Origin of the sequence: Rothia sp. HMSC075F09, from assembly GCF_001810515.1 — a bacterium.
Classification (GTDB): domain Bacteria; phylum Actinomycetota; class Actinomycetes; order Actinomycetales; family Micrococcaceae; genus Rothia.
The window spans coordinates 84,186-109,209 of the sequence record NZ_KV801782.1 but is presented as its reverse complement, the minus strand read 5'-3'; the positions used below and the strand labels follow the sequence as shown (position 1 = coordinate 109,209).

Here is a 25,024-nt window from a genome sequence, read left to right as displayed (position 1 = left end):
TCAGAAGAGAAATTAGGGGGATTCTTCAATCAGCTACATGCTACTTGGTCGGCAGTTCAGCCAGTTCGGTAGCGTCGTGAGCCTCGGGGATGTGATCCACGTGCAGACGCTTACGGAAGACCCAGTAGGTCCATGCCTGGTAGACGAACACGACCGGCAGACCAAGGCAGGTCACGAAGGTCATAACGCCCAGGGTGTACTCGGAGCTGGAGGCGTTCGCAATGGTGAGCGAGTATGCCGGGTCCAGAGTGGAGGGCAGAACGTTCGGGTACATTGCGGTGAAGATTGCCAGAGCGCCGAATGCGAGGAACACGGACAGACCAGCGAAAGCGCGACCCTCACGGCCACCCTTTGCGGAGATCCAAGCAATCAGAACAGCAACCACAGCCAGGATGGTGCACAGCCAGGAGATGCCGTTACCGGTGGTGAAGTCCAGAGTCAGAACCCATGCAACGATCGGCAGCAGCAGGACGGGAGCCCAGCGTACCAGGGTGTTGCGGGCACGGTCGCGGATATCACCGTCGGTCTTCAGGGCGATGAAGGCAAGACCCTGAACCAGGGCGAAGCCAACGAAGCCCAGACCGCCGAGCAGAACCGGCAGGGAGACCCATGCGAAGGCGCCGCCGACGCGGTCGCCGTTCTCGTTGATGGGCAGACCCATGGAGGTCAGACCGAGCAGAGCGCCGACGAGCAACGCGATGAAGAAGGAAGAAACAGACAGAGCGATGTTCCAGTTACGGATCCACTTCTCATCGTTCTTCTTACCGCGGTATTCAATGGCGACCACGCGCAGAATCAGGAAGACCAGCGCGAGGGTCAGGGGGATGTACAGAGCCGAGAAGAGGGCTGCATACCAGATGGGGAATGCAGCGAACAGAGCTGCACCACCGGTCACAAGCCACACCTCGTTACCGTCCCAGACGGGGCCGATGATGTTCAGCAGCAGACGGCGTTCCTTCTCGTTCTTGGTGAACTTGGAACCCATCAGCATACCGACACCCAGATCGAAACCGTCGAGAATCATGTACATGATGAGGAAGACGCCAATGGCGACAAACCAGAGGGTGGGCAGGCCAGGCTGACCGGCAAAGATATTGAAATCAAAGTTCATGGTGAATCAATCCTTACCCGCCTAGTAGGCGAACTCCAGCACATCGCGCTTGGACTTGTCGTTGGACTCGTCCTCGTGGGGCGACTGAACCAGCTCGGGCATTGCTGCCACAACACCGGCCTTGACGTACTTGATGAGCAGGTAAACCTCAACCACCATCAGCACGCCGTAGAGCAGGCCCAGGGTGAGCAGGGAGAAGAGGATTTCTTCACCGGAAACACCCGGGGAGATAGCTGCTGCGGTGAACAGGTGGATCGAGGGATCACCCTGAAGGTTCGGAGCCACAACGAAGGGCTGGCGGCCCATTTCGGTGAAGATCCAGCCGAGGGAGATAGCGAAGAAGGGAGCCATGATGGACCAGACAGCAACGTTCTTGAGCAGCTTGGACTCGGGAACGGTGCCAACGCCCTTCTTACGGGTTACCCACAGTGCGTAGAGGTAGAGGGGCAGTACGACTGCACCCAGACCAATCATGCCGCGGAAGCCCCAGTAGGAGACCTCGAGGGAGGGCAGGTAGTCAATCTTCTGACCTGCACGCTCGCCGTAGAGCGGGTTGTTGGGCAGGTTGGTGCCGAACTTAGCTTCGTACTCGGGCAGCAGGGTCTGAATACCCTTCACCGGGGTATCGAAGTTGTCGTGTGCCAGGAAGGACAGCACGCCGGGGACCTCGATGATGGGGGTGATCTTGTCGCAGCTCTGAGCGCCGAGCTCGCCGATGGTCAGAACAGAGAAGGCGGTACCGTCGTGGCACGCAGCTTCTGCGGCAGCCATCTTCATGGGCTGCTCGTGGATCATCATCTGTGCCTGCAGGTGGCCGGATGCACCAACACCTGCGAACGCGAGGAGACCAACGACTGCGCCCAGGCGCAGGGACTTGATCCAAACCTGGAAGTCCTTCTTGTCTCGTGCGCCCTTGTCGGACTCACCAACGACGACCTTGCCGTCAACGACCTTGTCGATGCCGTCCTTGCGGCGACGCCACAGCTTGTACCAGGCAATACCGACCAGGAAGCCACCGGCAACCTGGATGGATGCGGTGATGACGTGAGAGAAGGTCACCCATGCGAGGGGGTTCATCAGCACTGCGCCAATGTCGGTCATGCGGGGACGACCGTCAATCATTTCTGCACCGACGGGGTGCTGCATCCAGGAGTTTGCAACCAGAATGAAGAATGCAGAAATCCAGGAGCCGAGAACTGCCATGAACAGACAGAAGGCGTGGACTGCGGGCTTGAGGCGGTCCCAACCGAAGATCCACAGACCAAGGAAGGTCGACTCAACGAAGAAGGCGAAGAGGCCTTCCATTGCCAGCGGAGCGCCGAAGACGTCGCCGACGAAGCGGGAGTATTCACTCCACGCCATGCCGAACTGGAATTCCTGAACCAGACCGGTGGCCACACCCATAGCGAAGTTAATGAGGTACAGCTTGCCCCAGAACTTCGTCATGCGCTTGTATTCGTCCTTCTTGGTACGAACGTAGCAAATGTACAGGTAGGTCACCACAAGGCCCAGACCCAGAGTCAGCGGAACCATGAAGAAGTGGTAGACGGTGGTAATACCGAACTGCCACCTACCAAAATCAAGGGGATCCATTGATAGGTCCTTACTATGTGTGTACTTAATGTGCGTTTGTGCCAGATTTCGGGTAGTCCACCATCGATGGAGGGCATACGAGAGTTACTGACACAGTGTCTCTCATGCTTCTAAGGTACAGGGTTTTCCTAAGAAGCTGTGAGTAGGCTGTGCATAGTATGGACGTTTATTGTTTGACGTTTCGCTAAAGGTACCTTGGACGTTATCCCTCGATGCAAGGGTGGTGAGAGGAATGAGACACGATGGTGCCTTGCGGGGTTGAGAAGCAGTTTCGGAACCTTGGTGAAATATTGCAGTTTTTAATATTTTCTGCAAAATTTTGGTGACAGATTTCGTGATTGTGACAGGTGCTTCAAGTAGTGCTCAAAGCTTAAATTTGCCTGTTTCATGCGGAATTTACGCGGAATCTCCGAGAATTGCGTGACTATTCTCACACAAAATTCATGGATTGTGACACGCCAGCCACCACTGCCCCGCAAGGCACCGCAATGCCCCGCAAGGTACCGCACGCTACATATCGATGCTCTACATATCAATGCTCTCGGCATCCAGCTGATGAGCACCCGCAATAATGAATTCCTTACGCGGAGCCACCTCAGAACCCATCAACAAGGAGAACGCACGCTCGGCAGCCTCCGCATCCTCAATGCGAATACGGCGCAACATGCGATGACGCGGATCCATCGTCGTCTCAGCCAGCTGGTCAGCGTCCATCTCACCCAGACCCTTATAACGCTGAATGGGTTCCTTATAGGACACCCCCTGCTCCCGCAGAGAATCCAGAAGCTCGTGCAGCTGCTTCTCCGAGTAGGTGTACACCATCTCGTTCGGCTTGCCGCGGCGCACCACCTCCACACGATGCAGAGGCGGAACCGCAGCGTACACGCGACCCGCCTCAATCAGCGGACGCATGTAACGGTAGAACAGGGTCAGCAGCAGGGTACGGATGTGGGCGCCGTCCACGTCCGCATCGGTCATCATAATGACCTTGCCGTAGCGAGCAGAGTCCAGATCAAAGGTACGACCCGAGCCTGCACCGATGACCTGAATCAGCGCCGCACACTCAGCATTCGCAAGCACATCAGTCACCGAAGCACGCTGAGTGTTCAGGATCTTACCGCGAATCGGCAGCAGAGCCTGATACGAAGAAGAACGCGCCAGACGCGCAGTACCCAGCGCCGAGTCACCCTCCACAATGAACAGCTCAGAATGCTCCACATTGGTCGAACGGCAGTCCACCAGCTTAGTGGGCATGGACGAAGACTCCAGCGCGGTCTTACGGCGCTGAGTTTCCTTATGGATGCGCGCCGAGACGCGGGTCTTCATCTCAGAGACGACCTTCTCGCACAGAGCGGCCGCCTGAGCCTTCTCCGCACGGGCGGTCGACTCCAGGCGAGCCTTCAGCGCATCACCCACGACCTTCGACACGATCTGGCGAACCGCCGGGGTACCCAGAATCTCCTTGGTCTGACCCTCAAACTGCGGCTCGGCAAGACGCACGGTCAGCACGGCGGTCAAGCCGGCGAGCACGTCATCCTTCTCAATCTTGTCGTTACCCACCTTGTACTTGCGGGCATTATCGGCAAGGTGCTTGCGCATCACGCGCAGCAGGCCCTGCTCAAAACCGGTGGTGTGAGTACCGCCCTTGGGGGTGGCAATAATATTCACGAAGCTGCGGACCGTCGTCTCGTAGCCAATGCCCCAGCGCAGCGCAACGTCCACTTCGCAATCGCGCTCCACGTCGGTCAGCTGCGAGCGGCCGTCCTCACCCAGCACCGGCACGGTCTCGGTGAAAGATCCGCTGCCGCTAAAACGCCAGGTGTCGGTAATACGCTCATCGTGCGCCAGAAACTCGACGAACTCGCTAATGCCGCCGTCGTACTGGAAAACTTCCTCGTGGGGCTCCAACTCGCCGGGGGTGCCGGGCAGGCGGCGCTCATCGCGGATGCAAATACGCAGCCCCGGAATGAGGAACGCGGTCTGGCGCGCACGAGCAGCCAAGTCCTCATAGCTGAACTTAGCGTCGGGGGTGAAAATCTGCGGGTCAGCCCAATAGCGCACACGGGTGCCGGTCACGCCGCGCTTAGCGCGACCCACAATCTGCAGAGCATCAGTGCCCTCGGTTGCGGGAGTGAACGGATCTTCGGGCTTGGGGGTGCGGCCGGACTCAAAGAAGCCGGGAATGCCGTGGCGGAAGGACATCTGGTAGGTCTTCGAGCCACGATCCACCTGCACGTCCAGACGCGAAGACAGCGCGTTCACCACGGAAGCGCCCACACCGTGCAAACCACCGGAGGCGTTATAGGAGCCACCGCCAAACTTACCGCCGGCGTGCAGCTTAGTGAACACGACCTCCACACCGGACAGGCCGGTGCGCGGCTCAATGTCGGTGGGGATACCGCGGCCATCATCGCGTACCTCAACCGAACCGTCACGGTACAGAATGACCTGAATGGACTGGCCAAAACCGGCGAGCGCCTCATCCACCGAGTTATCGATAATCTCCCAGAGGCAGTGCATCAGGCCGCGGGAGTCGGTGGAGCCAATGTACATGCCCGGGCGTTTGCGTACAGCTTCCAGACCTTCCAGCACGGAGAGGTGACGGGCGGTGTAGTTCGAAGACGCCACGGGAATCCTTTCGGCAAATGATGGCTGTGTGCAAGTGATGACTGTGTGTTTAGCGCGGCAAGCTCGCGAAGGGGAGAAAGAAACGCCCCGGCTTGCACTCATAGTGCTCTAAGCTTCTATTCTATCGTGGCTTGTTGCCCGCTTCTGTCTGCATCGTCATTAGGTGCGGTCGAGAGACTGAAACAGCAGAAAAGCACCGGCTGCCACTCCCCTATGGAGTAGCAGCCGGTGCACGGGTATCTGAATTTTTAGGGTGGGCTTTTGAGGTATCCACTCTGGGCACCTCATAGCTGAGGTACTCCCCTAGTGCGCATCACCCGAGGCACGCGAGGAGCTCTCGTGACGGTTCGTGACCATAATATTGGATTTGAAGTAGAACTCTTCGGGGAGCTCATTCGTGACCGGGCCGTGCGGGAACTCGCTGAGCTTCGGCACGAAGTACCAGTCCATCAGCTCGCCGCTGCTCTGCTTAAGCACGCGACGTTCCCTCATGGCGTGGCGTACCTTGCGGCGCAGACGCGGGCTGTCTTTCAGGGTGCTGGTGAAGACCCACGGAGTCTCGTAGCCCTCGGTGACCATGCCGAAGGTGATGCGCAGGTTGCCGTTCATATCGGCGTCCATCGTGAAGTCGCCGTCTGCGATGTCGGTGAAAGCGAGCATCCAGCTGTGACGGCGTTCGTAGCTTTCGCGGGTGGTCTGCAGTGCCGCAATGATGCGGTGGTCGACCAGCAGCTCCACCTTACGTTCGGTGATTTCGCCCAGACGAGCGTAGGAGCCGAAGGCACGGTTCGCACCACTGCGGCGAGGCCACTTCGTCACCGCACCGTGCGGCACCTCCCCCGCAAAGGTGAAGGGGCCCGTCATGGTGCCGGGCAGACGCAGACGCTCAAACGGAGCAGTCGGCAGGAAGGTCGTCAGCAGCTGATCAGAGCTCACCGACTTACCCCAGCGTGCCATCTCAAAAACAGTCGGTTCGGGGCCCACCGGGTAGATGCGCGGCATCTTGCGCCCGAATTCGTCAAAACCGTCAATAAACTCACCGTTGGAGCTGTACCCGGGCATGGTCGCACCGAGCGGGCGAGTCCACGACCCCGAATACGGCTTGGTCAGGTGCGGGTTCTCCACCGGCAGGATGCTGGTGCGAGCGCCCAGGTAGGCGGGCATCCGCGAGAGGTTACGCCAGGCGAACTTTGCGGCAACCGCCTCGCGCCACCACATCGGGCGTTTGCCCGGGGTCTGCCCGCCCAGGCAGTGCATGAGTAGCCAGAATCCAGCCCAGCCGAGGCAACCTGCGGAAACCACCCAGAGAATAATCGTCAGCACGGTGTGCAGGGTTCCGGTCGCCCAGATGTTCGTGGCGATCAGGCCCATGAACGCCGCCCACGCCACCATGACGTACGGGCCGAGCGTAATCATCGGGTCGACCACCTTCACGGCGGCAATGACGCGGCGGTTCAGTCCGCGCCACACGTAGGAGTACGCCCAGCATCCGGCGGCAAGGGCGAGTGCCATCAGCAGAAGAAGGATGAGCATCGGTGTGTCTCTTTCGCTGCAGGTTTTTCTACCGTGGTCGGTGACAGCAAGCGTCGGGCAGATGCCCCGCTGAAAGGCTCTTCAATAGCAAAACTCGCCTGCCGAAGGTACCTTCAGCAGACGAGTTTCTTTGGTGTCACTAACCTTGAGGTAAAGCTTCTCACACTATTGTGCCTTTAATTGGTATCCCTGTGGGGGATTTTAGGGGGATGCACGAAAAAATCGTACCCAACCCCCGCGTTTTTACCCATCAGACCGGCACCGTGAGACCAGCGCTGCGAGACAGGCGCAACGAGACCGGCACAGCGAGTATGCTCTGGCGCCTCAGCGACGGTTTTAGACAGAGGTTTTAGACAGCGGTTTTAGGAGGTCAGCGCGGCAGCAATCTGAGGAATCAGCGCCTCAAAAGCACGCGCACGGTGGCTAATCGAGTTCTTAATCTCTGCGGGAATCTCAGCGCACGACTTGCCAGCGTACTGCCCCTCGTACAGGGCGTTCTCACCGTTCAGCTCCACGGGGCGCAGGATCGGGTCGTAGCCGAAGCCGCCCTCCCCCGCCGGTGCGGTCAGCAGCTCGCCGGGCAGCTCGCCGTACTCGACCGCCTCAAAACCGTTCGGGGAGGCAACCGACGCCGCGCAGCAGAACTTCGCGCCGCGGTGCTCGGCAGGAATATCGCTCAGCTGAGCCAGCAGCAGGTTCAGGTTCGCGGTGTCATCACCGTGGCTACCCGCCCAGCGCGCCGAGAAAATACCGGGAGCACCGTTGAGCACATCCACCGACAGGCCGGAATCGTCAGCAATAGCGACCAGGCCGGTTGCCTCGGCAACAGCGCGCGCCTTCAGCAGGGAGTTCTCAGCGAAGGTCACGCCGGTCTCGGGAACATCGGGGGCGTTCACGCTGGAGGCGTCAACCACCTGGGTATCAACGTCCAGGCCGTCAATGCGTCCGCGCAGAATTTCGCGCAGTTCCTTGAGCTTGCCCTTATTGTGGCTTGCCAGAACAATCTTTGCGTCTGCCATAGTTTCTCCTTGTCGACGGAACTAGTTACTGGGACGGGTTAGTGTGCCAGTGCTTCACGCTGAATCTGAGCCAGCTCTGCGGTGCCTTCCAGCGCCAGGTCGAGCAGGCTGTTGAGCTCGTCGCGGTCGAAAGGCGCGCCCTCGGCGGTGCCCTGAACCTCAACGAACTTGCCGCTGCCGGTGACGACCACGTTCATGTCGGTCTCGGCGCGAACGTCTTCGGTGTAGGGCAGGTCCAGCATGGGGGTACCGTCAATAATGCCCACCGAAATTGCGGATACCGAATCGATCAGCGGGTTCGCCTTAGAGGGCAGAATCTTCTGCTCTTTCGCCCAAGAAATAGCATCAGCCAGCGCCACGTACGCGCCGGTGATGGAGGCGGTGCGGGTGCCGCCGTCAGCCTGCAGAACGTCACAGTCGAGCACGATGGTGTTCTCGCCCAGCTCGTCCATGTTGATGACCGCACGCAGGGAGCGACCAATCAGGCGAGAAATCTCGTGGGTGCGGCCGCCCACGCGGCCCTTCAGCGACTCGCGCGAAGAACGGGTGTTGGTGGCGCGCGGTAGCATCGCGTACTCGGCGGTCACCCAGCCCTTACCTTCACCCTTGAGCCAGCGCGGCACACCCTCAGTGAAGGATGCGGTGCACAGCACGCGGGTGTTGCCGAACTCGATGAGGGCGGAACCCTCAGCGTTGCGGGACCAGCCGCGGGTAATGGTAATGGGGCGCAGTTCGTTGAGGGCGCGGCCGTCTTCACGGGTTGCAGTCATGTGTTCTCCTTGAATCTGTCTGCGGGATCTGTGTCTGTCTGTTGAATCTATGTCGAAAAATAGGCGAGGCTGAGCGCAGTTTGCACTAGTCCAGCTTGTTTTAGCCTAGCCTAGCTCGGGTTTAGCCTAGTCCAGCTCGGGTTTAGGGAGCGCAATCGCGGTCTTCAGCGGCGGATCGAGCACCTCCACCACGTTCAGGGTGGACGTGACCGGGTGAGCCTCCGTCGGGCGCGGGTAGATGCGGTAGCTTGCCGCCATTTCGGCAATGCCGACCGGGCCGGAGAAAGCACTGCGCGCCTCCGCGTAGGCGATGTCCGGGTCGTTCCACACGGGCAGGTGGGTCAGCAGCAGGTTACGCACGCCCGCCTCCGTAGCGGCTTCGCCGGCACGCTTGCCGGTCAGGTGAATACCGCGCAGGGCGTCGTCGCGGCCCTCCTGGTATGCCGCCTCGCAGAGGAACAGGTCAGCGCCGCGCGCAGCCTTGACCAGACCCTCGCACAGGTCGGTATCGCCCGAGTACGAGAACACGGTGTGGCCCTCGCGGTCGTTGCAGGTGATGCGCAGCGCGTACGGGTCCTTCGAGGGGTGAACCACGCGGAACGGCTCCACGCGGAAGGGACCAATCTGCACGGGCTTACCCTCAGTCCAGGTGTGATACTCAAACTCGGTGCTCATGCCCGGCTCCGGGTCCAGGCCGTGAGTCGCCGAAAGGTACTCGTTAATCGCGGCGGGACCGTACAGCGGAATGCGGCCCTTGGGCCAGCCGCGCGGATCCCACTTAACCGCCACGTGCAGACCGGACAGGTCGATGCAGTGGTCCGGGTGCAGGTGCGAAATCAGAATCGCGTCGATATCGCTCAGGTCGATATGGCGCTGGAGCATGCCGAGTGAGCCGTTGCCCATGTCCATGATGATGCGCCAGGTTCGACCCGCGAAGTCCGTGGCGGTGAGCATGTAGCAACTAGCCGGTGAGACGGGGCCGGGGAAGGAGCCCGTGCAACCGATAACGGTTAGACGCATGAGGTGTCGTCCTTAGGGGTGGTGCTAGAAAATTCGGTGTCCGCGGAGGTGCGTGCCGCCTCTGCAGGATCTGCCGATTCGTCGATGGTGATGTTGCGGTGTGCCGCAAGCATTTCGGGGGTGAGTGCCGCCAGCGAGCCGGTCGGATAGCGTTCCGCCACGGAGCTGGTGTGGCGCACGTTAGTGACCTCGGGGCCGAGGAAGCGGCGTGCCAGCTGCGAGAACGTCTCAGATTCGCCGGTGGCGAGGAACTCGTGGTGCGGATTTTCCTCGGGGACCGGGCTTTCAATGGCGAGGTTGAGCAGTTCGCGGTACACGTCCTTCGCGGTCTCATCCGCGGAGGACACCAGGGTGACGTCCTCACCCATAATGTAGGAAATCACGCCGGCCAGCAGCGGGTAGTGGGTACAGCCGAGCACGAGGGTGTCCACGCCGGCATCCTTGAGCGGCTGCAGGTACTCGCGGGCGGTCTCCAGCAGCTCGGGGCCGGAGGTAATGCCCTTCTCTACGAACTCCACGAAGCGCGGGCACGCCACCGAGTGCACCTCAAGGTTCGGGGTAATCGCGAAAGTGTCCTCGTAGGCGCGGGAGGTGACGGTCGCCTCCGTCGCAATCACGCCAATCTTGCGGTTGCGGGTTGCGGCGAGCGCACGGCGGGCAGCGGGCTGAATCACCTCAATGACGGGGATGCCGTACTGGCGGGTGTAGCGTTCGCGGGCGTCGCGGAGCACCGCTGCGGAGGCGGTGTTGCATGCGATGACGAGCATTTTCACGCCGGAGTCGACGAGTTCATCCATGATGCGTAGCGCGTTGGCGCGTACTTCTGCGATTTTGAGGGGGCCGTAGGGGCCGTGGGCGGTGTCGCCGACGTAGATGATGCGTTCGTGAGGCAGCTGGTCCATGATGGCGCGTGCCACGGTGAGTCCGCCAACGCCGGAGTCGAAGACGCCGATGGGTGCCGCGGCGGTGGGGCCTACGGGCGCGGGGCTTCCCCAGGGGGTGCGGGCACGGTAGGGATTGGTTGCATCAATGCTGTCACTCATGTGTCACCTACACTTCGTTATCGGTCGGGTACCACGTTCTATGCTAACTCGCTAAGGTTACCCTTTTAGTCCGTTGAGCGGTTAGATGAGTCGAGAACCACCATTATGTGGTTGTATATGACGATAGTTTGAGGGGGAATTTGAAAAATTCGTTCTATTCTTGCTCGTTTGCCCCGCCAAATACTCCGCCGGACTTTTCCTCTTCTTCGTCGTCCAGCCCGTCGAGCATGGCGAGCATGAGCGAGTCCTGAACCCAGGAGACAAAGTTGTACACCACAGCCATGTACTCTTCTTGGGTCTCGATCTCGGAAGGGTCGGTGAACGCCGCAATATCTTCTGCGGTGTCTTCGTCCACAATGTAGAGGCGGTCGGCGAGCACCAGGCGAATATCGCCGAGCGCGGCAGCCCAGGCGCGGGCGTGTTCTTCGTTCAGGCGCAGGTCGCTGGATTCAATGTCGAAGGCGAGCATGGCGAGGTTCGCGCGTTTGGTTTCGCGCAGGTCGCGTTCGGTGTAGCGGCGGTATTCGGTGGCGGCCTCGTCGTCGCTGCTTGCGGCGGGTAGCAGGCGTGCTACGGCACTGTCGGCGGGAATGGTGGGGTTTTCGGTGATGCCGACCAGCGCCTCCAACGGGTCGACGGTGCCGCCGTCGGCGGTGGTATCTGCCGGGCGCAGTAGCGCGCGCACGTCTTCGGCGAGTTCGCGAATCAGGTCACGTTCGGCGGGTTCGAAGGAGGCGGTGTAGCCTCCGGGGGTGCGGCGGAAGGGTCGCGCCATTAGTTTTCTACTTTCTCGAAGGTTGCCAGCAGGCCCCAGGCGTGCATTGCCTGGGTGTGTTTTTCGGCGTCTTCGCGGGAGCCGGTGAAGACGATTGCCTTGCCGTTGTTGTGCACCTGCAGCATGAGTTCTTCGGCGCGGGCACGGGAGTAGCCAAAGTGGCTACGGAAAACGTAGGACACGTAGGTCATGAGGTTGACGGGGTCGTTCCAGACGATGACGTTCCAGGGGATGTCTGCGGCGAGGATGTTCTCCAAGGCGGTGTCGAGGTCGGTGTCCTCGAGGGTTCCGGTGGAGAGGGTCACGGCGGTAGTGTTCATTGGTTTCCTTTGCGGCCGGTTCCCTTTGATTATACGGGCGGGTATGTGTTGCCCCTGTGTGGCCCCTGTGTTCGTCCTGCGCTACTGCGGTGTTCGTCCTGTACTGCTCCCGCACAGAGTGCTGGTAATTTGTCATACTACAGTACTTAGAGTCAAGAATACTTTATGTAGTGATTGACACGCCGACTCAAGAGGAAAAATACCCTAATCCCCCACTACAATAAACACATGGCTACTACTTCCCTTCTCACCGACCACTACGAACTGACCATGCTCCAGGCGGCACTCGCCTCCGGCGCAGCCAACCGTAAGTGCACCTTCGAAGTCTTCACCCGCCGCCTGCCCGCAGGCCGCCGCTACGGCGTCCTCGCAGGCACCGGCCGATTCCTCGAAGGCCTCGCGAACTTCCGCTTCAACGACGAAGAACTCTCCTTCCTCTCCTCCCGCAACATCGTCAACAAAGAAACCCTCTCCTACCTCGAATCCTTCACCTTCAGCGGCAACATCCGCGGCTACGCAGAAGGCGAAGCATTCTTCCCCCACTCCCCCGTCCTGCAGGTCGAAGGCACCTTCGCCGAAGCGTGCGTCCTCGAAACCTACCTGCTGTCCATCCTGAACTTTGACTCCGCCGTGGCGAGCGCCGCCTCCCGCATGAGCGCAGCCGCTGGCAACCGCCCCTGCCTCGAAATGGGTTCGCGCCGTGCCCACGAACGCGCCGCCGTCTCCGCTGCACGCGCCGCCGTGATCGCCGGCTTCGCGGGCACCTCCAACCTGGAGGCCGGTCTGCGCTACGGCCTGCACACCATCGGCACCAGCGCCCACGCCTTCACCCTGCTGCACGACAGCGAACGTGAAGCGTTCGAGGCGCAGCTGCGTTCCCTCGGCGCCCGCACCACCCTGCTCGTCGACACCTACAACGTGGACGAGGCGGTCCGCCTCGGCGTGGAACTCGCTGGCGAAGAGCTCGGCGGCGTGCGCCTGGACTCCGGCGACCTGGTCGCCACCGCGGCCCGCGTGCGTGAACTGCTCGACTCGCTCGGCAACACTCACACCAAGATCACCGTCACCAGCGACCTGGACGAGTACGCCATCGCCTCCCTGGCGGCAGCCCCCGTGGACTCCTACGGCGTGGGCACCAAGCTGGTCACCGGTTCCGGCGCGCCGACCTCCTCCATGGTGTACAAGGTTGTTGAGCGTGAGAACTCTGCCGGTGAAATGCAGCCGGTCGCGAAGGCATCGGCTGGCAAGGCGTCCATTGGTGGCGCCAAGCGTGCGGCCCGCCGCCTCAACGGCATGGGCATTGCGACCGCCGAGGTTCTGGGCACCCACGAGGATCCGAGCCTGCTCGAGGACACCCGCCCGCTCATGGTGGACTTCGTCCGCAACGGCGAGCTGCTCCCCGGCTTCACTGGTGAGGAAGGCGTGCGCCGCGCAACCGCCCGCCACGCAGCATCCCTGGCTGAGCTTCCCGAAGCTGCCCGCCGCCTCTCGGAGGGTGAGCCGATCATTCCGACCGAGTTCATCTAAGCAGCCCTTCTGAGATACTGTTTTCACTCGGCGAATTTCACTCGGCGAATCAGAGTGAAAACTCATTCCTACTTGTAAAGGACAGACATGTCTAAGGCACTGATTATTGTTGACGTGCAGAACGATTTCTGCGCCGGCGGCGCCCTCGCCACCGAGCGCGGTGCGGACGTTGCCGCGCTGATTAGCGAGTATGTGGAGAACAACCACCACCGCTACGACGCGATTGTCGCCACCCAGGACTGGCATATCAATCCGGGCTCGCACTTCTCTAATACCCCCGACTACGTTGACTCCTGGCCGGTGCACTGCGTCGCCAAGAGCGAAGGCGCGCAGATTCACGAGAACCTGGACACCGACTACATTGAGGCGTACTTCCGCAAGGGCCGCTTCGAGGCAGCCTACTCGGGTTTTGAGGGGCTTCTCGCCCCCGAGGATGAAGTCGCAACCGGCGAGCACGAGCCTGGTGCGGATGCGTCCGAGGACGGTCCGCAGACTCCCCTGTCGGAGTGGCTGGATGAGCGCGGTATCGAGTTCGTCGATGTTGTCGGTATCGCCACCGATTATTGCGTGTCGGCAACCGCTCGCGATGCGGTCGATGCAGGCTACGAGACTCGCGTGCTGCTTGACCTGACCGCGCCCGTGCACGAGGACAAGCTCGACGACGTGGTTGCCGAGCTTGAAGATGAGGGCGTCGAGGTGGTTGAGGTTCTCTAACCTCCACTATCACTGTAGATAACTCGCCATTTCAAGCGGGCGTTGAATATACAGAGACGTTGAATACACAGAGGCGGGGAGCCTGGGATAGTACATCCCAGGCTCCCCGCCTCTTCGTAGATGTAAACCTTCCGGGGTTATCTGTTTCTGACAGCCAGAGGCCGTGATGAACGTGTTTTGGGTATAGCGAAGGCCCGCAGACACCGAAGTGCCTGCGGGCCTTCAGGTTGGCGCATTACTACCAACCTTTTCCTCAAAGCCATTGGTTTCATCGTTGAGGCTCAACGAGACATCACTCAATGGCGTTCTCCATGAGTGGCCAAAATACACCAAGAGACCACTCGCCAGAGAAGCACATAGCCCTCTTGCCAGATATGCGCGGATGCGCCTCTGGAGGGACTAAAACTTAGGGGCCGATTCTCCCGCCCCTGATGAGATTTCAGGAGTGGGAGAACCGGAAGGGCTAGTATCTAACCCACCGAGTAGCCCAAGAGGGCGACTCGAATAAGCACGCTATTAGGAGCGCTCGCAGAGGGTGACCTTCACGTAACCGGGGTTACGAACGCCGGATTCCTTCGCAGCGTTGTTAGCGGAGGAGATAGAGCCTCCAGCAACAGAGGGAGCAACGTAGGAGCCACCTGCGCCACCTGCACCAGCCTGGAGCAGTGCACCAACATTCTGGCGGACACCACCCTTAGCAGCGGTGTTACCATTCCACTTCTCGCCGGTCAGAATCGAAGAGAGTGCACGAACAGCACCGGAGCCACCGCCACCGTAGCCAGCGCCACCACCTGCGGAGACAACGCCCTGGTAGCCATTGAAGCTCTTCTTTGCAGAATCAACCTCAAGGCCGCCCTTCTCATCGCCCTTAACCACGCCTGCATCGATAGCCTTCTGGTTAGTAACGGGGATAGACTCCTTCGGCAGATCGGGGTGGTTATCCAGCTGGTAGGAGTATGCGGAGACACCGTCTGCACCCTTACCGTCGAAGCCGTTACCACCGGTATCACCTGCGGTAGAGGAGCTGAAGATTTCCTGGTTGTTGGTGGACACGAAGCCCATCACACCGAAAACGTTAGCCAGTGCGTAGAGGCGAGGCTTCTCACCACCGGTACCACCGGTGCCGTTGCCACCACCCTTACCGCCAGCAACTTCCATTGCGGAGGTGGGGGTACGCTTACCGGATGCATCCTTCAGGTGGGTATACCAGGAGACAGAGGTCTCTGCATCGTCACCGGTTGCTGCGGATGCGCTTGCACCTGCAGGCAGAACAGTGGTGTTCGAGGTGTCGCTCAGAGCGGTGGTGCTGGTGTCCTTCGCCTTAGAGTTGAAGTAGGGGTTGGGCTCAGTACCAATAACCTTACCCGTAGAATCCTTCTTCTCACGGGTTTCATTCAGAACATTGTTAGTAGCCGGCTGGGTACGGATACCCGCACCGCCACCGCCACCTGCAAGAGCCACAACGGTACCGTCAATCACCAGAGCGGAGGAGCCACCACCGGAACCGCCGTGAATGTAACGCTTCATGTCGGAGCCACCAGGCCACTTAGCATCGACGCGAGACTGTGCATCCGAGGGGACGGTGTAAACATTCACGTCACCACCATTACCATAGCCCTGGCCGCCGGTTGCCGGACGGGTGCCCCAAATCTTGTAACGCTTCTCTTCCGGAGTATCAGGAGCGTTCTCCGCACCATCCACGCGCTCCAGGTAAGCTACACCACCGGCAGCTGCAACCAGCTCGATAACCTGGCCTTCCTTGACGGGGATTTCACCCACAACGAGAGCGCCGGAACCACCAGCAATAGACGAGGAACCGCCACCTGCACCACCGGCAACCTCGAAGCGAATCTTGTCAACCTTAGCGGGAACAGTGAACTTCTGGGTGTTCTTAGCACCGGAAGGCTGGCCAGAGATATTGAACTTGGGAGCAGATGCGTACGCGCACTCAGTAGAAGATGCGAAAGCGGGAACCGCAGCAGATGCTGCAACAACCGGAGCAGCCCATGCTGCGCCAGCAACAACCTTGCGGCGAGAAATGTTAGTAGACATGTATGTCCTTCGAGAGTGATATCTTGGGCATTCACTCCCACCAAGAACGCGGCAGATAAATCCACGCAGGGCAGAACGCATACACAAAAAGTGAACATAGCGCGCTGAAGAGAGTGAATGCATGATGTTTCTATACAAGCGTCAGCCCCTGCACGCCCAGAAGATCAAAAACACAAAGGTCAGCTTCAAAAGCACAGGGAAACCCAACACTTGGAGAAAGCATACCCCCCCCCCGTATTAAAATTTCAAGCGAAAAACGCACACAATCTTCCATAAACCCACTTTGACATGCAGTGTTCAACCAGTACTTGAACTTTTATTCACACACATTTCTCCCCTAAATCCCTCTGACGCTCCTCCCATAAACAACCTTCAGGCGATGTTTTTCTCGAAATAAAGATTCAAAAGCCACATCTAGAATTTAAGAACCACACATTCCCACCATTCACCCGGCAGATTTTTCCTCTTTTGTGCTTTTAAGCACCTGAAAAAACCTTCAGGTAAAAATCACTCAAAGAACTATAGTTTTCCTTCATATACGCAGAAGCCCCGCGAGCGCACTCACTCGCGGGGCTTTTCTTTACGTTCTATCCACGTTCTAGCGTCGACCCACGAACCAGTCCGACAGCTTATCGATACGCGCCTGAATCTGCTCCGCAGAAGCCTGCGCGACCGCCGGGCCGCCACAAATCTTACGCAGCTCATTGTGAATCACGCCGTGCGGCTGACCCGAACGAATCGACCACGCTGCCACGTTCTTCGCCAGCTTATTGCGTAGCTCCTTCAACTGGCGGTGATCCACCACCGAAGGCGCCGCAGTCGCCGGGCGGCGTGCCGCATGCTCACGCTGATGCGCTCGCAACAGCGTACCGACCTGTTCGGCATCCAGCAGGCCCGGAATACCCAGGAAGTCCTGCTCCTCCTCACTACCCACGGCAAGGTTGCCGGAGGCGAACTCAGCGCCGTCGAACAGCACACCGTGGAAGGACGCCTCGGAGCCGAGCGCCTCGAACTTGCCGCGTGCCAGCTGCTCGGAGGCGCGCTCCTCGCGGTTTGCTTCTTCGAGCAGGTGATCGTCCAGGCCTTCAACCATAGGGTCGATTTCCTGGGGTGTGCCACGGTCGAGGGCGTGGTCGCGTTCTACTTCCATGTCGTTGGCGAGCATCATCAGCTGCGGCACCGAGGGTAGGAACACGGACGCGGTTTCGCCGCGCTTGCGGGCACGCACGAAACGACCAATAGCCTGCGCGAAGAACAGCGGGGTGCTGGTGCTGGTGGCGTACACGCCCACGGCGAGGCGGGGCACGTCCACGCCTTCGGATACCATGCGCACGGCAACCATCCAGCGTTGCATGCCTTCACGGAATTCGTCGATTTTTGCGGAGGCTTCACGGTCGTCAGAGAGAATCACGGCGGGGTATTCGCCGGTGATTTTCTGAAGCTGCTCTGCGTAGGCTTTGGCGTCCGCGTGGTCGGTGGCGATGACGAGCGCACCGGCGTCGGGCACGGTGCGGCGCACCTCGGTCAGGCGCTTATCGGCCGCCGCGAGTACGGTCGGGATCCATTCGCCGTTGGGGTCGAGGGCGGTTCGCCACGCCTGGGAGGTAATGTCCTTGGTGAAACCTTCGCCGAGGTTTGCCGCCATTTCCTCACCGGCGGAGGTGCGCCAACGCATCTGGCCCGAGTACGCCATGAAGATGACCGGGCGCACCACGTGGTCCTTCAGCGCGGGGCCGTAACCGTAGGAGTAGTCCGCTTTGGAGCGGCGGATACCGTCATTGTCGACCTCGTAGGTGACGAACGGAATCGGGGAGGTGTCCGAACGGAACGGGGTACCGGTCAGCGCCACGCGGCGGGTCGCGTCGTCGAACGCTTCACGCAGGCCGTCGCCCCAGGACAGCGAATCACCGGCGTGGTGAATCTCGTCAAAAATTACGAGGGTCTTCGTTTCCTCGGTGTTGCGGGCGTGTAGCTGCGGCTTATTCGCCACCTGCGCGTAGGTCAGCGCCACACCCTTGTAGTGGCGGCTGATGGTCACATCCGCGTTCTTGAAGTTCGGGTCAATGGGAATACCGACCTTCGCGGCGGCGTCTGCCCACTGCTTTTTCAGGTGGTCGGTGGGCGCCACAACGATGAGCTGGCGGACCGTGCCGCGGTTGAATAGTTCCTTGGCGAGGGTCAGCGCGAACGTGGTTTTACCCGCGCCGGGGGTTGCGACTGCCATGAAGTCGCGGGGGTTGGTTTCGAAGTACTTCTGCATGGCTTCTGCCTGCCAGGCACGCAAGCTGACGGAAGTACCCCAGGGGGCGCGGTCGGGGTATGCCGGGGAGAGCTTCGGCTTCACCATACTGTCAAATAGTGTGGGTTCCTCTGCGGGTGCGCTCATTCTCTCCTTCTTCCTCTTCTGCCTCTACTGATTCCTCCCGCCGACTCAGCGCAGGGGCGCTCCTCCCCCCGTATGGAGGTGGTGGGCACTCTGGTGTTCCTAGTGCGCTGGTGTTCTTAGCACTCTGGCGGTCCGGGCACAGCGAGGTTAAATTCTAGCACCACATCCGCGGGTTGGGCCGGGCTGTGGTGCAAGAATTTGGTGCTCGTCAGCAAAGTCTCATGAGCGGTGTTGGGCCGTTGAGTCTTGCTGCTGCGGCGTGTTATTTATTCGTATTTATTCAGGCGTATCGCCCAGGTTGTATCGCCCCGGTTGTGTTGTCTGAAGCGTGTCGTCTGGCGCGTATTATTCGCCGGAGCCGTTGTCGCCGTCGTTGCCGGGTGCAAGGCCTTCGTAGATTTCCTTGCACTGGGGGCAGACGGGGAACTTCTGCGGGTCGCGGCCGGGTACCCACATTTTGCCGCAGAGGGCGCGCACGGGTTCACCGGTCAGCGCCGATTCGAGGATCTTTTCCTTGCGTACGTAGTGGGAGAAGCGCTCGTGGTCGCCGGGCTCAGAAAGCTGGGTTTCTTCGCGTTCGAGCAGGGCGGTGCCGCCTGCGGTTCCGGGGCCAAAGGGGTCTTCGATACCTTCGATCGAGCTCATGTTTCTCCTTGATGATGAGGTGGGATACATAGGGTGAGGGGTGCCGCTGCACGGTTGGGTGATTGGCGCCTTCTCTATTTTAGTAGCAGTTGGGAGGTGCCGAGCCCCCGGGCGGTCAATATGGAGGCAGGCCACAGCTCAACCATAGACTCTTAGGTATTGCGGTGAGCTTCTTTCCGTCAGAAGTTCGGGGCTAGAATTTCGGGCGGCATAGAAGCATAGAAAAGGGGTTCCGCGCCAGGCGTAGTACCTAACACGGAACCCTTCTCTTTTATTCCTGATGTGCTGGAGCTTCGACTCTTGTTAGTTCGCCTGGAAGCGTGCCACGCGCTCCAGCATCTTGGAGCTGACCTTATCGTAGCGGTGACCGCCCCACGCCACGCCGCCCACGAGCAGTGCGGCACCAATCAGCAGCTGAATCAAGCCACCGTAGACGAGGGTCAGCACATCCTGCGTGCGGAAAATGTACACGACAACAGAGATACCGCCGGGCAGCGCGCTGAGCATCACCAAAACTATAGAGAGCATCAGCAGCAGTTGCTTAGCGAAGCCGTCAGTGTTCTTCGGGTTCTTGAACGGGTTAGCACCGGGAGGCGCCACGGGCGGGCTGATGAAGGTATCCATCACGCATCCCATGCCAGCCGCCGCGGCGAGCACGCCCAGCTGGTGCATCAGCACGATGGGGAAAAGCTCCAGGTGTCCATTTGCCGCTGAGGCGACGAACACCATCACCACCACGATCGGAACCGTCAGGATGCTGTAACCCCAAAGACGGCCGAGACGATCGTCAATACCGCGTAGCGGGGAGAGCACGTGCAGGCTGAATGCGGTGTTGTCGTAGGAGACGAGATAGCACATGTAGTAGCCGGTGAAGACGGTGCAGAAGTACATCCAGAATCCGAAGAGCTGCATCACGCCGCTATTGATGATCTGGTTAGCTTCAGCCGCGTTGACGCCGTTAAAACTGGCCCGACTTTCGAAGGAGCCTACAGAGCTCAGGAACAGGGGCATAGCCACCGTCAGTATCAGGTAAAGCATGGCGGTGCTTGCGGTCAGCAGCTGCAGACGGTTGTCTTTCAGAAATGAGTGCAGGGTTCGTGCCGCCACGGCGCCACGCGGGGTTGCCGGGAACCGTGCCAACAGACCCAAATCACCTGCGGCGACTTCGGCAGCGCTGGCGTGGTGCGCGCTACCGCCCACATTCGCCATGGAGCGTGCCAGGTTCTTACCCCACAGCCACCATCCGCCAGCCAGGTAGACGAGGGTCAGAGCCAGGCAACCAAGGGCGGTGCCCATATTGCCGGTCGCCATAAAGTAGGGCACAGCAAACGCGGACCCGAAGGGCGTCACGCCCAGCCACGGCAGGTAGGGCAGCACCTCTTCCCAGTGCTTGGTCAGGTAGGTTATCGTTCCACCGAAGATAAAGCCGGCGCTCATCATCAGTAGCATGGCAACGATCATCAGGGTGTTGGCGATGCGCGGGTTATCATTCAACGCCATGCCCAGGCGGTTGGCGAGACGAGCCCACACCATGAGGTTCGCAAGGCCGAGCACGCAGCAGATGAGGTACACGACCAGCGCGAGCGGTTGCGATATAAACGCGATCGCACCCAGCAGCACGGCAATGATGCTGGCAATGCCGGGGATACCCACGAACCCGCCGAGGAACTGGCCCTTCTGCAGGGTGGAGGGCTTGATGGGGAAGAGCACGAATCGGCTCTCGTCCAGGGTGCCGTCCAGTCCGCTAAAGAAAATGGGGACAATAGCCCAGGCGAGCGCAATAACCGCGCCTACCAGGAGGGTTCCGAGCTGACCGTATTCGGGTACCTCCGAGTTAGCGATAAAGTATGCGGAGCCGAGGCCGAAGAGCATGCCGCCCGCATAAAGCGCCGCAAAAATTAGGCCGATGAGCGCCCAGATGCTGCGGCGGAAGGAGGCGAGCACATACTGCCACTTTAGTGAGACGAGGTGCCCAACCATGACAATCCTTCCGAGGAGGTGCGGCCGCCGACCAGCTGCACGAATCGTTCTTCAAGGCTCATGCCGGCGCGTACTTCATCGACCGTTCCGGCGGCGAGAATACGGCCGGAGTCCATGACGGCTACGTGGTCGCACAGGCGCTGGACAAGGTCCATCACGTGCGAGGAGATAATGACAGTTCCGCCGGAGGCAACGAAGCCACGCAGAATGTCCTGAATATTAGCGGCGGAAACCGGGTCGACCGCCTCAAAGGGCTCGTCCAGGATCAGCACGGAGGGCGCGTGAACGAGAGCGGCGGCGAGCGCAATCTTCTTGGTCATACCGGCGGAGTAGTCGGCGACGGCACGACCCGCAGCGTCGGTCAGGTCCATTGCGGTGAGCAGGTCCTTGACGCGGGATGCGACAGTTTCCTTATCGATTCCGTGCAGGTAGCCGGAGTAGGTGATGAGCTGCTCGCCGGTGAGCTTGTCGAAGAGATGCACACCGTCGGGTAGCACGCCCAGGTGCGCCTTAGCCTTGAGCGGTTCGGCCCACATGTCGATGCCTCGCACGTATGCGGTGCCTTCGCTGGGCATGAGCATGCCGGTGACCATGGAGATGGTGGTGGTTTTACCGGCGCCGTTGCGGCCGACCAGCCCGTAGAAGGATCCAGAGGGGATATCCAGGTTGATGCGGTCGACGGCGACCTTCTGACCGAATGCCTTGGTGAGGCCGCGGATTTCGATGGCGGGGCGAGCGCCAGCTGCAGGTATAGTCTGCGGGGTGACGGGTAGCTGCGGTGCTACCGATGCGGGAACTACAGCTTCCGGCGCTACAGGCTCGAGGTTTGTAGCTTCCGGCGCTGCAAATTCGGGGACTATAGCTTGAGGTACTGCCGCGGCGGGGGTTGCCTCTACTGTGGTCTCTAGTACCGGGTTGGTCTCTTGTACCGGGTTCTGCGGTGAACCTGGTTCTTGCAGGTTCGGGTCCTGGGGAAAGTGACTAGTGTTCATATTTTCACCCTACCACCCCCCCCCATGAGGTCTAGCAGGTTTGGTGATGAAACCTGCATTATTAAGTACTCACAATGCATAATATGGACATTTCGGGGTGCTATAGATGCCATCCAACCGCGCTATCAGACAGGTTGAGTCGCCTGCTCTCCCCACCCTTAAAACCGCTCAAACCCGCGAACGCAGAACGGGCTACAGCCTCCCCCGCAGCCCGAGTGCAGGGGTAGACGATAGCCCGTCCGTATTCAAAGTTTCAGCCGCCTAGATTAGCCAGAGCTCGCTAGACCGGCTCATGACGTTTCCCAGGCGACAGCGCCTTTTAGAACAGCGCCATAGTCAGTGCCGCACGCGCCTTGACGGTGCGCGGGTCAGATGCACCCACCACATCGAAGAGCTGCACGAGACGCTCGCGCACACGCGCCTTATCGTCAGGACCAACAGCGCTGAACAGGCGCAGTAGACGGTTGTACGCGTCCTCCACGTGGCCACCGACCAGGTCCAGGTCGGCTACGTTGAACGCGGCGTCAATGTTCATGGGATCTGCCGCGGCCGCCGCACGTTCGGTTGCCATGTCCAGATCCTTCACACGGGCGAGCAGTTCAACCTGTTCCAGGCCGAGCTTCGCTTCCTTATCACCGGGGTTCTCGGCAATTGCCTTGCGGTATGCGGCGCGGGCGCCCTCCAGGTCGCCGCGGTCGAGGGCGGCGACAGCTTCTGCGTGCAGGGGCGGCAGGGGCTTTTCATCTTCGGGAACGACCGGGTCGAAGCCGCCGGGCAGCTGGTACTGTGCCGCGAGTTGCAGAACCTGGGAGAGCACATCGCCGAGGTCTTCTGCGCTGACCGGGCCGGTGTAAATCGGTGCCGGGCGGCCCGCCAGAACGGCAACGCCCGCGGGCACGCCGCTCACGCCGAATGCCTGGGCAGCTTCGGGGAGCTTGGTGACGTCCACGGCAGCGCAAATCATGCTACCTGCGGCGGAATCAACAAGCTTCTGCACGCCTTCGAGCATCTGCAGGGAGGAGGGCGAGTGCGGCGCGTAGAGCGCAAAAATTACGGCACCCTGGCTGGAGAGCTGAACGAACTTCTGGAACTCTTCGGGGGTGTTGACCTCGTAGCGCCAGGTGGGAGCGGAGGGGGTCTGCTCGCCGCCCTGTTCGCCAGCAGACTGTGCCGCGTTGGGGTTTAGTTCCATGGCGTTGCGTACGGAGGCGGGAATCTCCTGCGCTGCCCCGTTCTGCGCTGCACCACCCTGCGCGACATGACCCTGTGCCGCGTTCTGGGATGCGCCGCGGTCTGCCGGATCAAAAATAATGCTCATCCTGGGCTCCTTTACGTTCTGTACCTATTGTTGCGTGCGGGCTAAATCCTTCACGCGTTCCTTCCTCTATTATCCCCACAACGCACCGTTGCGAGCGCCCGTTCTCTGTCGCCTACGCTCTGAGCTCATGCCGGGGATAGCGTTTGGGCTATTGCCCGATCCGTCCCGCAAATATCTCTCCCACATGCACTCCCCTGTCCTTGGGATTCACCGTGGACGCCGTAACAAAGTAAACCAGCCGGTAGAATGGCACAGTAGAGAAAAAATACCCGGAATGATTCGGAAAGGAAGAGCATGAGCGAGAAGAAAGCCTCAGAAGCTCCCGCAGAGACGACATCGTCCCCCGAGACGCGCAAGAAGGAATCCCTCACCGATCAGCTAACGGAGACCTTCAGCGAGCTGACCGAAAGCATTAGCCAGGTGCGTTCCAACCGCCGCCGCGCTTCTATGCCTCCTACGGATACCATTCCGGTGGTTCCCGCCGCTTCTGAGGATGCGCCTCCCGCACCGAAGGTGGTCGGCAACGGCAAGACCTCGATGATGCATAACCCGGTCGCTTTTGGTTTCCTCATGACCGTGGGCGTGGGTCTGGCGCTCTTCGCCTACTACATTTTCAATAATGTGGGTGCCCTGGTGGGTTGGGTGACCGGTGCTATTTTCATTGCTCTGGGTCTGGACCCGATTGTGCGCCGCCTGGAGTCTTGGGGCATTAAGCGCGGTATCGGCGTGATTGCTGTGCTTGCTGGTTTTGCTGGCGCTGTGACCGGTCTGGTGATGACGATTGGCCCGGTCATTAGCGAGCAGGCGTCTAAGTTTGTGCAGTACGCGCCGGGTATTTATCAGAACACGATTGATTCTGATTGGTACCACGAGCTTGATCAGCGTTTTAGCATCAGCACCTGGGTGAATGAGAACGTCCCTAAGTTCTTGGAGTCGACGTTCTCCTCTTCGCAGGTCAATAGCTTCATGTCGAGCCTGGTTTCTGCGGGTTCTACCCTGGCGCAGAGCGTGACCGGCGTGATTATTGTGCTGTTCCTGTCCCTGTACTTCCTCACGTCGATGGACACGATTAAGGCGTGGGGTGTGCGTTTGGCGCCGGCGTCTAAGCGTGTGCGTGTCAAGTACATTACCGACAAGATTACTGAGTCGGTGGGTAACTACGTGATGGGCCAGGCGATGGTAGCCATTCTGAACGCCCTCTTCGCATTCTTCATAATGTTGTTCTTGGGCTTTAGCTTCCCGCAGTTGATGGCTTTGGTCGTTATGATTCTGGCGTTCATTCCGCTGGTTGGTGGCGTGATTGCGCTGATTTTGACCTCGCTGATTCTGCTGACTCAGGGTTGGAGTCTGGCGCTGTGGTTTGCGGTGGCGTACTTCCTGTACTTGCAGGTGGAGGCGTACCTGATTTCTCCGCGTATTATGGCTCGCGCTGTGTCGGTCCCTGCCGGTGTTGCGATTATTTCGGTGGCTGCCGGTGGCGCGCTATGGGGCGTGCTGGGCGCGCTGATTGCTATTCCGGTGGCGGCTTCCATGCTGATTCTGGTGCGTGAGGTGTTCATTCCTCGCCAGGACCAACTATAGTCACCGCCCAGTTGTAG

At 60.0% G+C, this 25,024-nt stretch carries 19 protein-coding genes; 3 read left to right on the top strand and 16 right to left on the bottom strand.

The window, feature by feature from the left end:
* Positions 1-40: 40 nt before the first annotated feature.
* From cydB to clpS, 10 genes are all read right to left on the bottom strand, one after another.
* Entirely contained in the window at positions 41-1,111 is a 1,071-nt protein-coding gene (gene cydB, locus HMPREF2749_RS03970) for a cytochrome d ubiquinol oxidase subunit II (protein ID WP_070593491.1), read from the bottom strand.
* 21 nt (positions 1,112-1,132) lie between these two features.
* Entirely contained in the window at positions 1,133-2,704 is a 1,572-nt protein-coding gene (locus HMPREF2749_RS03965) for a cytochrome ubiquinol oxidase subunit I (RefSeq protein WP_049357653.1), read from the bottom strand.
* A 525-nt stretch (positions 2,705-3,229) separates the two neighbouring features.
* Entirely contained in the window at positions 3,230-5,332 is a 2,103-nt protein-coding gene (locus HMPREF2749_RS03960; protein WP_070593490.1) for a DNA gyrase/topoisomerase IV subunit B, read from the bottom strand.
* A gap of 303 nt (positions 5,333-5,635) precedes the next feature.
* On the bottom strand, positions 5,636-6,865 hold the full coding sequence (locus HMPREF2749_RS03955) for an RDD family protein (protein ID WP_070593489.1): 1,230 nt from the start codon (positions 6,863-6,865) through the stop codon (positions 5,636-5,638).
* A 362-nt stretch (positions 6,866-7,227) separates the two neighbouring features.
* The gene (locus HMPREF2749_RS03950) at positions 7,228-7,884 is read right to left on the bottom strand and encodes a non-canonical purine NTP pyrophosphatase (protein ID WP_060823621.1); all 657 of its coding nucleotides are present in this window, start codon (positions 7,882-7,884) and stop codon (positions 7,228-7,230) included.
* 38 nt (positions 7,885-7,922) lie between these two features.
* A complete protein-coding gene (rph, locus tag HMPREF2749_RS03945) occupies positions 7,923-8,654 on the bottom strand; it encodes a ribonuclease PH (protein ID WP_049340627.1) in 732 nt (243 codons plus the stop codon).
* Between the two features lie 126 nt (positions 8,655-8,780).
* Positions 8,781-9,674 carry an MBL fold metallo-hydrolase gene (locus tag HMPREF2749_RS03940; protein WP_070593488.1) on the bottom strand — a complete coding sequence of 298 codons (894 nt, stop codon included), beginning with the start codon at positions 9,672-9,674 and terminating at the stop codon, positions 8,781-8,783.
* Entirely contained in the window at positions 9,665-10,717 is a 1,053-nt protein-coding gene (murI, locus tag HMPREF2749_RS03935) for a glutamate racemase (protein WP_070593487.1), read from the bottom strand. Before murI ends, HMPREF2749_RS03940 begins: the two co-directional genes overlap by 10 nt.
* A gap of 154 nt (positions 10,718-10,871) precedes the next feature.
* On the bottom strand, positions 10,872-11,492 hold the full coding sequence (locus HMPREF2749_RS03930; protein ID WP_070593486.1) for a DUF2017 domain-containing protein: 621 nt from the start codon (positions 11,490-11,492) through the stop codon (positions 10,872-10,874).
* Positions 11,492-11,812, bottom strand: coding sequence for an ATP-dependent Clp protease adapter ClpS (gene clpS, locus HMPREF2749_RS03925; protein WP_070593485.1), 321 nt, complete (start codon positions 11,810-11,812; stop codon positions 11,492-11,494). Before clpS ends, HMPREF2749_RS03930 begins: the two co-directional genes overlap by 1 nt.
* Before the next feature lie 228 nt (positions 11,813-12,040).
* On the opposite strand from clpS, the gene HMPREF2749_RS03920 reads away from it, so the two are divergent.
* Both HMPREF2749_RS03920 and HMPREF2749_RS03915 read left to right on the top strand, forming a co-directional pair.
* Complete coding sequence (locus HMPREF2749_RS03920) at positions 12,041-13,339, top strand: nicotinate phosphoribosyltransferase (protein ID WP_070593484.1); 1,299 nt, start codon at positions 12,041-12,043, stop codon at positions 13,337-13,339.
* A gap of 87 nt (positions 13,340-13,426) precedes the next feature.
* Positions 13,427-14,053, top strand: a complete 627-nt coding sequence (locus tag HMPREF2749_RS03915; RefSeq protein WP_070593483.1) for an isochorismatase family protein — start codon at positions 13,427-13,429, stop codon at positions 14,051-14,053.
* Positions 14,054-14,569: 516 nt separating this feature from the next.
* On the opposite strand, the gene HMPREF2749_RS03910 is transcribed toward HMPREF2749_RS03915, so the two are convergent.
* The 6 genes from HMPREF2749_RS03910 to HMPREF2749_RS03885 form a co-directional block, all read right to left on the bottom strand.
* Positions 14,570-16,105: a hypothetical protein gene (locus tag HMPREF2749_RS03910; RefSeq protein WP_049340639.1), complete on the bottom strand. Its 1,536-nt coding sequence runs from the start codon at positions 16,103-16,105 to the stop codon at positions 14,570-14,572.
* Positions 16,106-16,703: 598 nt separating this feature from the next.
* A complete protein-coding gene (locus HMPREF2749_RS03905) occupies positions 16,704-18,491 on the bottom strand; it encodes a DEAD/DEAH box helicase (RefSeq protein WP_070593482.1) in 1,788 nt (595 codons plus the stop codon).
* Positions 18,492-18,836: 345 nt separating this feature from the next.
* Positions 18,837-19,136 carry a DUF3039 domain-containing protein gene (locus HMPREF2749_RS03900; RefSeq protein WP_005506434.1) on the bottom strand — a complete coding sequence of 100 codons (300 nt, stop codon included), beginning with the start codon at positions 19,134-19,136 and terminating at the stop codon, positions 18,837-18,839.
* A gap of 303 nt (positions 19,137-19,439) precedes the next feature.
* Positions 19,440-21,116 (bottom strand): transporter, encoded by a 1,677-nt coding sequence (locus HMPREF2749_RS03895; protein WP_070593481.1) that lies wholly within the window; start codon positions 21,114-21,116, stop codon positions 19,440-19,442.
* Positions 21,092-22,108: an ABC transporter ATP-binding protein gene (locus HMPREF2749_RS03890; RefSeq protein WP_049352977.1), complete on the bottom strand. Its 1,017-nt coding sequence runs from the start codon at positions 22,106-22,108 to the stop codon at positions 21,092-21,094. Before HMPREF2749_RS03890 ends, HMPREF2749_RS03895 begins: the two co-directional genes overlap by 25 nt.
* Before the next feature lie 319 nt (positions 22,109-22,427).
* Entirely contained in the window at positions 22,428-23,426 is a 999-nt protein-coding gene (locus HMPREF2749_RS03885; protein ID WP_049350321.1) for a co-chaperone YbbN, read from the bottom strand.
* 294 nt (positions 23,427-23,720) lie between these two features.
* Between HMPREF2749_RS03885 and HMPREF2749_RS03880 the strand changes: the two genes are divergently transcribed.
* Positions 23,721-25,007 carry an AI-2E family transporter gene (locus tag HMPREF2749_RS03880; RefSeq protein ID WP_049347476.1) on the top strand — a complete coding sequence of 429 codons (1,287 nt, stop codon included), beginning with the start codon at positions 23,721-23,723 and terminating at the stop codon, positions 25,005-25,007.
* The last annotated feature ends 17 nt before the right edge of the window (positions 25,008-25,024 follow it).

Coding starts and splice junctions, on each gene's coding strand:
- cydB (WP_070593491.1), bottom strand. CDS start 1,111: ATGAACTTTGATTTCAATATCTTTGCCGGTCAGCCTGGCCTGCCCACC.
- HMPREF2749_RS03965 (WP_049357653.1), bottom strand. CDS start 2,704: ATGGATCCCCTTGATTTTGGTAGGTGGCAGTTCGGTATTACCACCGTC.
- HMPREF2749_RS03955 (WP_070593489.1), bottom strand. CDS start 6,865: ATGCTCATCCTTCTTCTGCTGATGGCACTCGCCCTTGCCGCCGGATGC.
- HMPREF2749_RS03950 (WP_060823621.1), bottom strand. CDS start 7,884: ATGGCAGACGCAAAGATTGTTCTGGCAAGCCACAATAAGGGCAAGCTC.
- rph (WP_049340627.1), bottom strand. CDS start 8,654: ATGACTGCAACCCGTGAAGACGGCCGCGCCCTCAACGAACTGCGCCCC.
- HMPREF2749_RS03940 (WP_070593488.1), bottom strand. CDS start 9,674: ATGCGTCTAACCGTTATCGGTTGCACGGGCTCCTTCCCCGGCCCCGTC.
- murI (WP_070593487.1), bottom strand. CDS start 10,717: ATGAGTGACAGCATTGATGCAACCAATCCCTACCGTGCCCGCACCCCC.
- HMPREF2749_RS03930 (WP_070593486.1), bottom strand. CDS start 11,492: ATGGCGCGACCCTTCCGCCGCACCCCCGGAGGCTACACCGCCTCCTTC.
- clpS (WP_070593485.1), bottom strand. CDS start 11,812: ATGAACACTACCGCCGTGACCCTCTCCACCGGAACCCTCGAGGACACC.
- HMPREF2749_RS03920 (WP_070593484.1), top strand. CDS start 12,041: ATGGCTACTACTTCCCTTCTCACCGACCACTACGAACTGACCATGCTC.
- HMPREF2749_RS03915 (WP_070593483.1), top strand. CDS start 13,427: ATGTCTAAGGCACTGATTATTGTTGACGTGCAGAACGATTTCTGCGCC.
- HMPREF2749_RS03910 (WP_049340639.1), bottom strand. CDS start 16,105: ATGTCTACTAACATTTCTCGCCGCAAGGTTGTTGCTGGCGCAGCATGG.
- HMPREF2749_RS03905 (WP_070593482.1), bottom strand. CDS start 18,491: ATGAGCGCACCCGCAGAGGAACCCACACTATTTGACAGTATGGTGAAG.
- HMPREF2749_RS03900 (WP_005506434.1), bottom strand. CDS start 19,136: ATGAGCTCGATCGAAGGTATCGAAGACCCCTTTGGCCCCGGAACCGCA.
- HMPREF2749_RS03895 (WP_070593481.1), bottom strand. CDS start 21,116: ATGGTTGGGCACCTCGTCTCACTAAAGTGGCAGTATGTGCTCGCCTCC.
- HMPREF2749_RS03890 (WP_049352977.1), bottom strand. CDS start 22,108: ATGAACACTAGTCACTTTCCCCAGGACCCGAACCTGCAAGAACCAGGT.
- HMPREF2749_RS03885 (WP_049350321.1), bottom strand. CDS start 23,426: ATGAGCATTATTTTTGATCCGGCAGACCGCGGCGCATCCCAGAACGCG.
- HMPREF2749_RS03880 (WP_049347476.1), top strand. CDS start 23,721: ATGAGCGAGAAGAAAGCCTCAGAAGCTCCCGCAGAGACGACATCGTCC.